Source organism: Micromonospora sp. NPDC002411 (genome assembly GCF_053592955.1).
The window spans coordinates 1-14182 of the sequence record NZ_JBSFBM010000170.1; the positions used below are offsets into that span (position 1 = coordinate 1).

Genomic DNA, 14182 nt, shown 5'->3' on the forward strand with positions numbered 1-14182 from the left:
GCTCTTCGCCCTCCGTCACGCCCACCGCTCGATCAGCCCTAACCGGTGACGAGGTTGATGGCGACGCCGATCGGGATGGACGCCGCCAGCCCCGCGACCACCGCAACGTCGCAACCAGTCCGGCCGGGTCGACCCGACCCAGCGCCCCAGCGCCCCAGCGCCCCAGCGCCAAGATCCGAGCAACATCCCTGATGTTGCTGCTTGCGGCGCGCCGGAGGCAGCAACATCAGGGATGTTGCGCGGATCTCTCGGCAGAGGGCGCCCGCAAGTTGGAGAGCGCGACGTGAGCGGGTGCCCGACGCCGACTTTCAGCCCGGGGCGGGCCGCATCGCCTGCACCCGACGGGAGCACGCGCTCGATCATCACGAGATCGCCGATGTCGCCGTATCCCGCACGCGTGGATACCGCGACATCGGCGAAATGGTGTTGATCAAGGCTGGCATGGTCGGGCTCTCAACCTCGCGGTGGCGTGCAGACTCGGCTCAGCAGTCAGCGGATGTCGTTGACGCAGCGCAGCACCGGCCGGGCGGTCAGCGCAGCGGTGTCCAGCGGACCAGAAGCCCGGACCGTGAACGTCGTCGACTCTCCCGGCAGCAGGGTGACCAGCGCAATGTCCACAGTGGCCGAGGGATCCAGCCGGTCCGGGAAGAGCGTCAGGTCGCGCAGCACCGTGCGGGCGGTGACCCGGACCCGCTGCCCACCGTCGACCGGCTCGACCGTCGCGTCCCACGCCGCCGCGGGCCAGTCCACGTCCCGGTCCTCGGCGAAGAACCACAGGGCGCGCTCCGCGGTGTCGCCGGCCTCCGCGACCAGCAACTCGCGGCGGTCGTCGTCCGGCCGGACCAGGTCCGCCGGCAGCGGCAGCACCACCGAGGAGTACGCCGGTACGTCGAGGTCGACCGAGGTCTTCGCCCTCGGCTCCCCGGTGACCGTGAACCGGGTGACCGCGGCCGGCACGGCCCACGCCTCGGCGGTCTCGTTGACCGCCACCAGGGCCAGACCACCGTCGCGCGGTTGCACGGTGAGGAGACGGTCGGCGTACGCGTGGCGCAGCGCGTACCACAGGGGTTTGCGTCGGCCGTCGCCGTCGACGGCCGACCAGGAGGTCACCGGCCAGCAGTCGTTGAGCTGCCACACGATGGTGCCGGCGCAGACGTCCCGGTGGGAGCGGAAGTGCTCCACCCCGAGTTGGATCGCTCGGGCCTGGTTGAGCTGCGTCAGGTAGTGCCAGTCGTCGAAGTCCGCCGGGGCGGGCAGGTGCGCGTCCATGCCGCGTTGGAGTTTGGCGTCACCGTCGGCCGCCTTCTGGTGGTGTGCCATGCCCGGTGAGTTGTGAGCGAGGGGTTCGTCGCTCAGCGCCCGGCGCAGTGTGGCGTACGCCGGTGGGGCCTGGTAGCCGAACTCGGCGACGAAGCGCGGCACGTACTCCCGGTATTTTGTGTAGTCGTCGGTGTTCCACACGTCCCAGATGTGGGTGGTGCCGTGCGCCGGGTCGTTGGGGTGGATGGCCTCGGTGCCCGACCAGGGGCTGCCCGGCCAGTACGGGCGGGTGGGGTCCAGGTCTCCGACGATCCGGGGCAGCACGTCGAGGTAGTAGCCGCGCCCCCAGGTTCTTCCGTCGAGGGGCTGTTGCCAGTCCCAGTCGTGCCAGCCCCAGATGTTCTCGTTGTTGCCGGCCCAGAGCACCAGCGACGGGTACGGCGACAGACGGGTCACCTGCTCGGCGGCCTCGGCGGCGACCTCGCTGCCGAAGGGTTCCTCCTCCGGGTAGGCGGCGCAGGCGAAGAGGAAGTCCTGCTGGACGAGCAGGCCACGCTCGTCGGCGAGGTCGTAGAAGTCCGCCGACTCGTACCGGCCGCCGCCCCAGACCCGCAGCAGGTTGACGTTAGCCCCAACCGCCTGGTCGAACCGCTCGGCCAACCGGTCGCGGGTGACCCGGTTGGGGAACACGTCGTCGGGGATCCAGTTGACCCCTCGGACGAAGACCGGGACGTCGTTGACCGACAACGCGAACGGGGTGCCGTGCTCGTCGGGCGTGGTGTCCAGGCGGACCGAGCGGAAGCCGATCCGGTGCGACCAGGTGTCCAGGGTGTCGCCGTCCGGCGCGTGCACTGTCACCTCGATCGGGTGGCGCGCCTGGTCGCCGTACCCCCGGGGCCACCAGAGCGCGGGCTCGCGGACGGTGAGGGTCAGCACGGCCGTGCGGTGGCCGGCGGGGACGACCACGTCGGCGTGGACGCCGGCGACGGCGGCCCGGATGGTCAGTGGGACGTCCGCGGCCCGTTCGACCTCGACGTGCACCTCCACCCGGCCGTCGCCACCGTCCATGGTGACCAGTGGGCGGACGGTGGCCAGCCGGGCGGTGGACCAGGCGTGTAGGCCGATGTCCTGCCAGATGCCGGCCGTGACCAGTGTCGGACCCCAGTCCCAGCCGAAGTTGCAGGCCATCTTGCGGATGAAGTGGAACGGCTCCGGGTAGGCGTTCGGCCGGTCGCCGAGTCGCTCCTGCTGCGCCTCGGCGTAGCGGTACGCGGAGTCGAACGCGACGACCAGGTCGTTGTCGCCGTCGCGCAGCAGCGACCGGACGTCGAACCGGTAGCCACGGTGCATGTTCTCGGTGCGGCCCACCTCGACCCCGTTGACGGTGATGGTGGCGACGGTGTCCAGGCCGGCGCAGACCAGGTCGACCCGGTCGTGGTCGCCGGATGGCGGCCGGAAGGTCGTCTGGTACGTCCAGTCGGTGCGCCCGATCCAGGCCAGCGCCAGCTCGTTGTCGTCGAGGTAGGGATCGGGGATCAGCCCGGCGTCGAGCAGGTCGGTGTGCACGCAGCCGGGCACTGTCGCCGGCACGGCCCGTCCGGCGATCTCGGCCGGCACCTCCGCTGCGCGGGCCGCGCGCAGCGTCCAACCGTCGTAGAGTGCCTGTCGGCTCACGACTTCACCGCACCTTCTGCATCGAAAGACGTTGACTGAACCGGATAAGCTGAGCCACCGTACGGTCCGGAATTGGGGCTGTCAACGGCCGGAAAGCGAAGGAGCACGCCGGTGAAGCGGCCGACAATCGCCGACGTCGCCCGACGCGCCGGGGTGTCCAAGGGTGCGGTGTCGTACGCGCTCAACGGCCAGCCCGGCGTCTCCGAAGCCACCCGGCAGCGGATCCTGACCATCGCCACGGAGATCGGGTTCAGCCCGAGCAGCGCCGCCCGCGCCCTCTCCGCCGCCACCGCCGGGGCGGTCGGTCTGGCCCTGTGCCGACCGGCGCGGACACTCGGGGTCGAGCCGTTCTTCATGGCGCTGATCAGCGGTGTCGAGGCCGAACTTTCCGCCCGCTCGTACGCGCTGACCCTCCAGGTGGTCACCGACCACGACGCCGAGATCGCGGTCTACCGGCGCTGGTGGGGCGAACGTCGGGTGGACGGGGTGCTCGTCTGCGACCTGCGGAGCCAGGACCGCCGCATCCCCGCGCTGGAGCAACTGCAACTGCCGGCGGTGGTGATCGGCGGGCCTGGCGGAACGGGCGCGCTGGCCAGCCTCTGGTCCGACGACGCCGCCGCTCTGACCGAGGCGGTGGAGTACCTCGTCGCGCTCGGGCACCGGCGGATCGCCCGGGTCGGTGGCCTGCCCGACCTGCGGCACACCGAGATCCGCACCGAGGCCTTCACGGCGGTCTGCCGGCGGCTCGGCCTGGCCGACGCCGTGACCGTCTCGTCCGACTACACCGGCGAGGAGGGCGGCCGGGCCACCCGCCGGTTGCTCAGCTCCGCCCAGCGGCCCACAGCGGTCATCTACGACAACGATGTGATGGCCGTCGCCGGGCTCTCCGTGGCCCAGGAGATGGGGCTCACCGTGCCCACCGACCTGTCCATCGTGGCCTGGGACGACTCGCCGCTGTGCCGCCTGGTGCACCCACCGCTGACCGCGCTGGGCCGGGACATCGCCGCGTACGGGGCGCACGCCGCGCGCCACCTTCTCGCCGTCATCGGCGGGGAGCCGGCCGGCCGGGTGGAGGACGAGACGCCCCACCTGACACCGCGCGGCAGCACCGCACCACCCCGGGAGAGATGAACCGGTTCAGCGAGACGCTGAGGGGAACTCCTCGAAGTACGCCTCGACCCGCTCGGCCGTCGCCGGTCGGGCCAGCGCGAACCCCTGCCCGAACCGGCAGCCACCCCGGCGGGCCCCCTCCACCTGGGTCGGGAACTCCAACTCCTCCGCGACGATCTCCACGCCCAGCCGCTCGCCGACGTTGACCACCACGTCGATCAACGGCGGCTGCCCGTCCGACCGCGCGCCCACCAACTCCGGGCCCACCTTCAACAGGTCGATCGGCAGCCGGCGAAGCTGCGCCAGCGAGGCGTGTTCGGCCCGGAAGTCGTCCAATGCGGTGCGTACGCCCAACGACCGCAGTCCGGCCAGCCGGGCCACCACCGTCGCCAGGTCGGCGGCGACCCGCGGCTCGCTCACCTCCACCACGAGCCGCTCCGGCGGCACCCCGTACGCGGCCAGCACGGCCGCCGCCCGCTGCACGAAGTCGGGGGTGGTCAGCTCCCGGGTCGTCACGTTCACCGCCATCCACAGCTCCCGGACGCCGACCGACCAGTTGGACAACTGCCGGCAGGCCCGGTCCAGAACCCACCATTCCAGCTCGCCGACCAGGTCCAGGTCCTCCGCGACCGGCAGCAGCTCGGCCGGAAGTACCGTGCCGAGCACCGGGCTCCGCCACCGCAGCAGAGCCTCCGCGCCCACCGGCTGCCCGTCGGCCAGGTCGAGCACCGGCTGGTAGACGAGGTCCAACTCGCCGCGCGCCACCGCACCGGGCAGCTCGCGTTCCAGGTCGAGCCGGCGGACCAGCTGCTCCTCCAGGAACGCGTCGTACCACTCGACGCGGTCCCGGCCCAACTGCACCGCCCGGCGGCGGGCCAGCTCGGCCTGACGGAGCACGTCCGCCGGCCCGGCCCCGCGCACCTCGGCCAGCCCGATGCTCGTCTGCACGCGCAGCACGGCGCCGGGCAGCGAATAGGGCGGGCTGAGCGCGCTCAGCAGGCGGGTGCCCAGCGCGTACGCCAGCACCGGACCGGCGGCCGTGACCACTGCGAAGCCGGAGCCCGTGCACCCGGTCACCAGGTCCTCGGGGGCGATGACCGCGCGGGCGCGATGCACCGCCTCGGCCAGCACGTCCTCCCGGGCCGTCGGGCCGATCGAATCGGTGCCGTGCAGGTCCACAAGCAGCAGCGCCCCGCTCGGCTCCGGGACGTCACCGATCGCTGCCAGGGCGTCCAGCAGGGCCGCCCGGTCACCCGGACCACCGCCTCCCGCCGGGCCGGGCCGCCGGTCGAACTCCGGCCAGGCCGCACCGGGCTGCCAGGCAGCACTCGCCGTGGTCGGGTCATCGACGCGCGCGGGCGGGGCGGGTGGCAGCTCCGACCTGCCCAGCCAGCGCGGTTGCTCCGCGCGGTGCCGGACACCACGACCGGCACCGCGGCGGTGTGCGGCACGCCGTTCGATGGTGGACGCCTCACCCGCCCGCAGCAGCTCGCGCACCATCAGGGGCGGCACCGCCGCCAGGGCCAGCACCACGCTCGTCCGGTCGGGAGCGAGGCCAGCGGCCAGGTGCAGGCCCGCCGCCAGGAGCAGCATCGCCGCCGGGAGCACCGCCCGGGGCCAGGCTGCGGCGACCGGCTGCGCCGGCTCCGCGGCACCGGCGTCCACAGCGACATCCGCACCGACCGCGACGAGCAGCATCCCGAACACCAACGGGGGTACGGCCAGCAGGGCCGCCCGGCCCGCCGGCGCGGACGGCAGCGCGGCCAGCAGCACCAACCCGCCCAGAGTGAGGAGGACACCGCCCCGACAGACCGCCGCGCCCGAGTGTCGCCGTGGCCCGGAGAACGCGTCCAGCGCGGCCATGCCCAGCCCGCCGACCGCCAACGCGGTGACCAGCCGAGCCGGATCGGACAGGCCGTCGCGCGGGAGCAGCAGCCAACCGGTGAGAGCCAGAGCGACTGCTGGGCCGCCCGACTCGACCAGCCGGCGCAGCCGGACCCCGGGCGACGGACGCGTCCGGCCAGGCAGGCGACGGAGACCGCACACCGAGAGGGCCGCCACGACCAGCGACCCGACCAGCACGGCGAAGCTCAGCCCGAGGGCGGCCAACGGCAGCACGACGGCGGTGAGACCGGCGGTCACCACCGCCGCGTCGAGCAGCACGCTCGCCACACGCGGCGACGGATCGGCGGAGTGTCGGCCGGCCAGCCGGGAGAGTCGTACCCCGGCGACCGTGGCGCCGGCACCGACGGCCAGCGCGACCACCACCGGGGTCGGAACCAGGCCCAAGGCACCGGCGAGAAGGAGCAGCGTCACCGCCGTGGACGTGGCGGCCTCCGGCGCCGCCCGGCGGGGGACGAGAACGCGGAACGGGTACGCGAGGAGCACAGCGGTCGCCTTCGTGAGGGGGCACGGGGGCGGTACGACGGTGCGGGGCATCGGACGTTGCGGGTCCGCTGCTCAACAAGTGGCAACGATCGGCGGCCAGATCGGTTACGTGCCGGTCACCTGGAGGAGACAATGACCTGTGTCACTGTACGGCGTACCGCACAGTGCTGGCACCGCCCGCCGCGAGCCGGACCGGCCGGGGGTGGGATCATCGGAGGGTGAGTAAGCCCGACACGGTCCGCTTCCGGCACAACCAAGCCATCCTGGTCGCCGCGGTCATCGCCTTCATCGGCGCCCTGCCGCTGGCCAACGCCCGGTCCTACCTTCTGCCGGTGCTGCTCGTGCCGCTCGCCGTCGCGGTCTGGGCCTGGCGGGCCGGCACCGACGCCGACGCCGAAGGGCTGCGCGTACGGGCGTTGGCCGGGCAGCGCCGGATCACCTGGGACCAGGTCATCGAGCTGGTCACCGACGAGCGCGGGCGGGCGGTCGCCCGGCTCGACGACGGTCAGCAGGTCAGCCTGCCGGCGGTACGCGGCGTGGACCTGCCCCGGCTGGTGTCCGCCACCGGCCAGGCGCTGCCGCACACCACGGCCGAGACGCCCGGTCAGTAACCGTCGACCACCGTGTTGATCAGCGGCTGCCCGGCGGCGAAACGACGCACCTGGTCACCGACCAATCGGTAGGCGCGCGGCAGCAGACCTCGCACCGACCCGGCCACGTGCGGGGTGAGCAACACGTTGGGCATCGCCCAGAGCGGCGAGTCGGCGGGCAACGGCTCCGGGTCGGTGACGTCCAGCGCGGCCGCGATCCGACCGGTGGCCAGCTCGGCGACGAGCGCCTCGGTGTGGGCCACCGGCCCTCGGGCGGCGTTGACCAGCAGAGCCCCGTCCGGCATCGCGGCGAGGAAGTCCTTGTCGATGAGGCCACGGGTCTGGTCGGTGAGCGGCACGATCACCACCACCACGTCGGCGTCGGGCAGCAGCCGGGGCAGCTCCTCCACGCCGTACACCCCCTGCTCCGGACGGGCGGTCCGCGCGACGAGCGTGAAACTCACCTCGAACGGGGCGAGCCGGTCCCGCACCGCGGTGCCGATCGACCCGGCCCCGACGATGAGCACCCGCTTGCCGGTCAGCTCGTCGGTGGGGGTGTTCCCGTCGTACGCCCAGCGTCGCTCGGCCTGCGCCCGGACGAACGCCGGGAACGCCCGCAACTGGGCGAGGATCGCCGTGACGACCCACTCGGCGGTGGACGGGTCGTGCACTCCCCTGGCATCGCAGAGCGTGACACCCGGCGGTGTCCGGCCGGCCCAGGCGTCCGCTCCGGCGGAGAGCAGCTGCACCACCGCCACATCGGGCAGCTCCCGCAGCAACGCCGTCCCGTCCGAGCCGCCCAGGAACGGTGGCACCCAGACGCGGACGTCGGCGGGGTCGGACGGCATCCGGTCGGCGTGCTCGAACACCTCCACCGTCACGTCCGGGGGCAGCTCGCCCATGAGGTTCACGCCGGCCTGGTGCGGGATCCATACCTTCACGTCCGCCGACGATAGTCCCCGGCGCGGCGGCCCGCGTGGGCACGGCGACGATCCGGCGTCCCGGGGGATGGCGCGCGCCGCCGGGGCGGGCGAGACTCAGCACACCGATGTTCGACTCCGGCCTGGCCGAGGTATAACGAAAGCCCGGAGGGCCGTCGTCCTCCACCCCGGCAGACAGGTGCTCGATGACCGACGGCTCCCCCGCCACCGCCCGGCGTTCGAGCGTGCCGCCTCCGGCGCTCGGCGACGCGGCGCGACTGCGTGCGCTCCACGACACCGGGCTGGACGCCGTCCCGGACGAGGCGTTCGACAGGTTCGCCCGGCTGGTCAGCGACCTGCTGGACGTACCGGTGGCGCTGGTTTCCCTGGTCTCCGCCGACCGGCAGTTCTTTCCGGGCGCGGTCGGGTTGCCGGAACCCTGGTCGCAGCGCCGGCAGACCCCGCTGAGCCACTCGTTCTGCCAGCACGTCGTGGACATCGAGGTGCCGATGGTGCTTCCGGACGCCCGGCTCTACCCGCGCGTCCGGGACAATCTGGCCATCGACGACCTCGGTGTGGTCGCGTACGCCGGGATGCCGCTCACCGACCTCTCCGGCCGGGTGCTCGGCTCGCTGTGCGCCATCGACAACAAGCCCCGCGCGTGGACCAGCGCCCAACTGCGGACACTGGCCGACCTGGCCGCCGCGTGCTCGTCGGAGCTGCGGCTGCGGATCGCTCTCGACGGCGCGCGGGAGGCACAGCGGCGGGTCGTGCAGGCGCACGAACGGTTGGAGCTGGTGGCGGGGGTGAGCGAGACGCTGGCCGACACACTCGACGTGAGCACCGCGTTGCGCCGGCTCGCCGCCAGCATGGTGCCGCCGCTGGCCGACTGGTGCCTGCTCACCCTGGTCGGGCCGACCGGCCAGCCCCGCGAGGTGGTCTCGGTGCACCACGACCCGACCCGCACCGCCGACGTCGAACGCTTCGGTGAGCTGCTGCGCACCGGGCTGAGCCCGGCGTCGATCATCCGGTCGGTCCTCCGGACCGGCCAGCCCCAACTCGGCAGCGTGGCGTCCCTGGCCGACGTGGCGAGGGGCACCAACGACCCGGAGATGGTGTCGATCGCCGCTCGTCTCGGCATCGCCTCCTACCTGAGCGTGCCGGTACGCGGCGTCGGCGGCACCGTGCTCGGGGCGATCACCCTCGTCAACAGCGCGGAGCGTCAGCAGTTCGACGACCGTGACCTGCTCACCGCGGTCGAGATCGGCCGCCGCGCCGGCCAGGCCGTCAGCAACAGCTCGATGTACGGCGAGCAGCGGCACGTCGCCGAGGTCCTGCAACACAGCATGCTGCCTAAACTCCCGAACGTGCCGGAGCTGGAGCTGACGGCCCGCTACCAGCCGGCCGCCGACCAGGTGGAGGTGGGCGGTGACTGGTACGACGCGTTCGTCCAGCCCGACGGCGACGTGATCGCCACCATCGGTGACGTCGCAGGGCACGACATCGAGGCGGCGGCGGCGATGGGCCAGCTGCGCAACCTGGTGCGGGGCAACGCCTTCGGCCGGCCCGACGGTGTCGGGGCGCTGATGAGTGACCTGGACGCCGCGATCCGCGGCCTGCGGCTGCCGATCGCGGCCACCGCGACGCTGGTCCGGATCTGCCCAAAGGTCGCCGGCGTCCACGAGGTGACCTGGTCCAACGCCGGGCACCCACCGGCCGTGGTGGTCCGTGCCGGCGGGACGGTGGAGGTCCTTGAGGCGGCGCCGGAGCCGCTGCTCGGCCTGGCCCGGTCGTCGCAGCGGACCAGTAAGCCTTCCAGCCTGGCCTCGGGCGACACCCTGTTGCTCTACACCGACGGGCTGATCGAGCGTCGGGACCGGTCCATCGACGAGGGACTGGCCGAGCTGGTGGGCCGGCTGACCGGCACCGACACGCTGCCCCTCGACGAGGTGTGCGACCTGCTGCTCGCCTCGGTCCACGGCCGTGAGGACGACACCGCGCTGTTGGCCGTACGGGCACGGTGAGTGGTCCACCGGGGACCTTCGGCCCGGTCACCGACACCCGTCGAATCGTGACGGGCCCGACCGGGCCGTCCGGCGGGCTACCCTGGGCCGGGTGAGAGCCCGTCCCCCGTACCCTCGCGTCCGCCGCCTCCGGGTGGCCCTCGCAGCGTCCTGCGCGGCGCTGCTGCTCGCCTCAGGTTGCAGCTTCGGCGAGCCGGAGCCCGACCCGGCCGGCGAGCCGCCCAACCTGCCGACGCCGTCCACGTCGGCGAGCCCCGGCGGCGCCGCCAGGCAGGCGGTGACGACAGTCCTGGCCAAGGGTCTGCGGGTGCCGTGGGGCATAGCCTTCCTGCCCGACGGTGGCGCGCTGGTCACCGAACGGGACAACGGTCGGATCCTCCAGGTCGGCCCGGAGTCCGGGCCGGACGGGCTGCGGGTCCGGCCGGCACAGACGATCCCCGACGTGGCGGCGGCCGGCGAGGGCGGCCTTCTCGGCATCGCCGTCTCCCCGAACTACGCCCAGGACCGGTCGGTCTTCGTCTACTACACGTCCGCGCAGGACAACCGGGTCGCCCGGCTGGAACTCGGTGGTCAGCCCACCCCGATCCTGACCGGCATTCCCAAGGCCAACGTGCACAACGGCGGCGGGTTGGGCTTCGGCCCCGACGGGCAGCTCTACGTCAGCACGGGCGACGCGGGCGAGCGACCCCTCTCGCAGGACGTGAAGAGCCTCGGCGGCAAGATCCTCCGGATCACACCGGACGGCAAACCCTCTGCCGGCAACCCGTACCCCGGATCCCCGGTCTGGTCCCTGGGCCACCGCAACGTCCAGGGCTTCACCTGGGACGCGGCCAAGCGGATGTACGCCGTCGAGTTCGGCCAGAACACGTGGGACGAGATCAACCAGATCACCAAGGGCGGCAACTACGGTTGGCCGGAGGTCGAGGGGCGGGCCGGCGACAGGCGTTTCACCGACCCGATCACGCAGTGGGCGACCTCGGACGCGTCCTGCTCCGGTCTGGCCGCCGCTGACCAGCTGCTGGTCGCCGGTTGCCTGCGGGGCAAGCGCCTCTGGGTGATGGAGTTGACCGACACGGGTACGCTGCTCGGCCAGCCCACCGAGCTGCTCACCAACCGGTACGGCCGACTGCGCGCGGTGGCTGCCGCACCGGACGGGTCGCTCTGGGTGGGCACCTCCAACCACGACGGGCGGGGTGACCCGGCCGGTGACGACGACCGACTCCTGCGGGTGGTCTTCGCCGGCGGTGACGGCGGACGCAGCTGACGTTCGTCACGATCCGTTCAGGTTTGCCAAGATCTTCCGACGGGCAGGTCAGAATTTCAGCATGGACGGGCAACGCGACGAGCAGCACGACGACGCCGACGACCGGGACGCCCCGGCTGCCGGCGGCGATCTGCCGCGCCCGAACGGCCGGTGGGCAGCGCTGGCCGGGCCGCTGCGCCGCATCGGGCTGATCGGCGCCGTCCTCGCCGTCGCCCTGGCCGGGGCGGTGCTCGGGGTGCTGGCCGGCGGTCGGGTGGACACCGACATCGGCCCGTTCCGGGCCAACCTCAGCATCTCCCCCGCCCGGGACGGCGGCACCACCGTCGACATCCCACCGCTCGGGGCACTGCTGCTCGACAGCCATGACGGGCCGACCCACCTCACCGTGCGGCTCGGCGCACTCGACCAGGGCCGCACCGAAGCGCTGCTCGACGACCCCGCCAGCATCAGCCGGGCGAGCCAGAGCGCGGTGGAGGACGTCCGCTCCGGCATCATGCGACTCGGCCTGCGGACTCTCGGCGCGTCGCTGCTCGTCACCCTGATCCTGGCCGGGTTGATCTTCCGGAACTCCCGGCGGACGGCCTGGGCGGGCGGGCTGGCGCTGCTGTTCACCGCCGGCAGCCTCGGCACGGCGGCGGCCACCCTGCGCCCACAGGCGATCGAGGAACCACGCTACGAGGGGCTGCTGGTCAACGCGCCCGCCATCGTCGGTGACGCCCGCCGGATCGCCAACGACTACACGAAGTACGCCGAGCAGCTGCAACGCCTGGTCGGCAACGTCAGCCAGCTCTACACCACGGTGTCCGCGCTACCGGTGTACGAGCCGGCCCCGGGCACCACCCGTGTCCTGCACGTCTCCGACATGCACCTCAACCCGACCGGTTGGCAGCTGATCCGCACCGTCGTGGAGCAGTTCGGCATCGACGTGGTGATCGACACCGGGGACATCACCGACTGGGGCAGCGAACCGGAGGCGTCCTTCGTCGGTTCGATCAGCCTGCTCAAGAAGCCGTACGTGTTCATCCGGGGCAACCACGACTCCGGCAAGACCGCCGCCGCGGTGGCCCGGCAGTCGAACGCCATCGTGTTGGACAACTCCACGACGACAGTCGCCGGCCTGACCATCGCCGGCATCGGCGACCCGCGCTTCACCCCGGACAAGAACACCTCCCCGGCGGGCAGCGGGCTAACCCCGCAGGTGGCGGACCAGGTGGTCGGCGCCGGCATCGATCTCGCCGCGACGGTCCGCGCCTCACCGCGACCGGTCAACATCGCACTCGTGCACGACCCGGCGTCGGCCGGCCCACTCTCCGGCACCTGCCCGCTGGTGCTGGCCGGGCACACCCACTCCCGGCAGGTGTCCAAGCTGCCGCAGGCGCCGGGGCAGCAGCCCACCACGCTGATGGTGGAGGGCTCGACCGGCGGTGCCGGGCTGCGCGGCCTGGAGGGTGAGAAGCCCACCCCGCTGTCGATGAGCGTGCTCTACTTCGACCAGCAGAAGATGCTCCAGGCGTACGACACCATCACCGTCGGCGGCACCGGGCAGGCCCAGGTCAACCTGGAACGACGCCTGGTGGAGAACCCGACCGCCGGAGCGCCCCCCTCGGGCACCCCGACACCGACACCGACCCCCACGGGCTGAGGGCGGGGCGGTCAGCGCAGGGCGATGGCGGCCAGTGCCGCGTTGACGATGCTGCCGGGCAGCAGGTCGTGCAACTCGTACAGCTCCGCGACGGTGCCGGACTGGCCGAACTCGTCCACCCCGAGCGGCACCGCCGGTGCCCCGACCGCCGACCCGAGCCAGGCCATCGCGTGCGACGCCGCGTCGTGCACTGTCACCACCGGCACCCGGTCGGCGAACGCGGACCGCAGCGCGCCCGGCACACTCGGCACCGTGGCCGTCCGCACACCCTGCCGCAAGGTGCGCTGCCAGGCCCGGTAGAGCCGGTCCAGCGACGTCACGTCCACCACGTGTGCGGCGACGCCCTCGTCGGCCAGTTCCGCCGCGGCGGCCAGCACCTCGGGCAGCACCGCGCCGGAGGCGGCCAGTTGCACCACCGGGGCGTCGACCAGGTGCGGGTACGCCTGGTGCGCGTCGACCAGCCGGTACGCCCCGGCGACCACCTGCCGACGCAGGACCGCGTCGCCGAGCCGGGCCCGGGCCGCCTCGAACGGCGCCTGGTCCAGCGGGCGGGTGCTCAACCGGAAGTAGTACGCCCCGTCCTCGGTCGGCGCGGCCGTCGCCGCCGGACTCGAACCACCGGCGATCTGCCCGAGCGCGTCGCAGAGCAACCAGTCGAGGCTGCCCGCGTACGCCGGTTCGAGGAAGGTGACCCCGGGCAACTCCAGGCCGACCGACGCGGTGATGGTGGACTGGTGGGCACCGCCCTCGGGAGCCAGGGTGATGCCGGACGGGGTGCCGGCCACCACGAACCGGGAGCCGGAGTACGTGCCGTACAGGAACGCGTCGAGGCCCCGCAGCACGAACGGGTCGTAGACAGTCCCCACCGGCAGCAGCGGCTGCCCGGACAGGTCCCAGGAGAGGCCGAGCTGGCCCAGCAGCAGGAACAGGTTCATCTCCGAGATGCCCAGCTCGATGTGCTGCCCAGCGGGGCTCTCGGTCCAGCGCAGCATCCGGTCCTCGGTCCAGGAACGCTGCTCGGTGGGGGCGAACACCCCGGTCTTGTTGATGAACCCGGCGAGGTTGGTGGAGGTCGCCACGTCCGGGGCGGTGGTGACCAGGTAACGACCCACCTCCCGGTCCCGGGCCAGGTCCACCAGCACCCGACCGAAGACCTCCTGCGTGGAGATCGGCTTGTTGGCGCGTACTCCCGTGCTCTCCGGGACGGTGACCCCCAACGCGCGCTCGCGGGGCGCGCGGGACAGCGCCTCCCGGCGGGCGCCGGCCCGGATGCCGGCCGGTGACGCCGGGTCGAGGCGGTCCCACTCGGT

Annotated in this window: 9 protein-coding genes; 5 read left to right on the plus strand and 4 right to left on the minus strand. The window is 73.0% G+C overall.

The annotated features are described in order from the left end of the window. Positions 1-489: 489 nt before the first annotated feature. Positions 490-2934 (minus strand): glycoside hydrolase family 2 protein, encoded by a 2445-nt coding sequence (locus ACWCO3_RS20300; protein ID WP_450011452.1) that lies wholly within the window; start codon positions 2932-2934, stop codon positions 490-492. 111 nt (positions 2935-3045) lie between these two features. Here ACWCO3_RS20300 and ACWCO3_RS20305 point away from each other — a divergent pair, with 111 nt between their 5' ends. Then, complete coding sequence (locus tag ACWCO3_RS20305) at positions 3046-4065, plus strand: LacI family DNA-binding transcriptional regulator (RefSeq protein WP_145785157.1); 1020 nt, start codon at positions 3046-3048, stop codon at positions 4063-4065. 6 nt (positions 4066-4071) lie between these two features. Here the strand turns inward: ACWCO3_RS20305 and ACWCO3_RS20310 are convergent, their stop codons facing one another. Beyond that, positions 4072-6432, minus strand: coding sequence for an EAL domain-containing protein (locus ACWCO3_RS20310; protein ID WP_450011455.1), 2361 nt, complete (start codon positions 6430-6432; stop codon positions 4072-4074). Positions 6433-6650: 218 nt separating this feature from the next. Here ACWCO3_RS20310 and ACWCO3_RS20315 point away from each other — a divergent pair, with 218 nt between their 5' ends. Beyond that, positions 6651-7043 (plus strand): PH domain-containing protein, encoded by a 393-nt coding sequence (locus tag ACWCO3_RS20315; RefSeq protein WP_450011457.1) that lies wholly within the window; start codon positions 6651-6653, stop codon positions 7041-7043. On the opposite strand, the gene ACWCO3_RS20320 is transcribed toward ACWCO3_RS20315, so the two are convergent. Further along, positions 7037-7963, minus strand: a complete 927-nt coding sequence (locus ACWCO3_RS20320) for a 2-hydroxyacid dehydrogenase (RefSeq protein ID WP_145785160.1) — start codon at positions 7961-7963, stop codon at positions 7037-7039. The genes ACWCO3_RS20315 and ACWCO3_RS20320 overlap by 7 nt on opposite strands. Positions 7964-8148: 185 nt before the next feature. On the opposite strand from ACWCO3_RS20320, the gene ACWCO3_RS20325 reads away from it, so the two are divergent. From ACWCO3_RS20325 to ACWCO3_RS20335, 3 genes are all read left to right on the plus strand, one after another. Next, positions 8149-9966: a SpoIIE family protein phosphatase gene (locus ACWCO3_RS20325; protein ID WP_450011459.1), complete on the plus strand. Its 1818-nt coding sequence runs from the start codon at positions 8149-8151 to the stop codon at positions 9964-9966. 91 nt (positions 9967-10057) lie between these two features. After that, the gene (locus ACWCO3_RS20330) at positions 10058-11230 is read left to right on the plus strand and encodes a PQQ-dependent sugar dehydrogenase (protein WP_357933461.1); all 1173 of its coding nucleotides are present in this window, start codon (positions 10058-10060) and stop codon (positions 11228-11230) included. A gap of 61 nt (positions 11231-11291) precedes the next feature. Further along, positions 11292-12872 (plus strand): metallophosphoesterase, encoded by a 1581-nt coding sequence (locus tag ACWCO3_RS20335; RefSeq protein WP_145785163.1) that lies wholly within the window; start codon positions 11292-11294, stop codon positions 12870-12872. 11 nt (positions 12873-12883) lie between these two features. Here the strand turns inward: ACWCO3_RS20335 and ACWCO3_RS20340 are convergent. Beyond that, a partial coding sequence (locus tag ACWCO3_RS20340) for a transketolase-like TK C-terminal-containing protein (RefSeq protein ID WP_450011462.1) occupies positions 12884-14182 on the minus strand: 1299 nt, incomplete at its 5' end.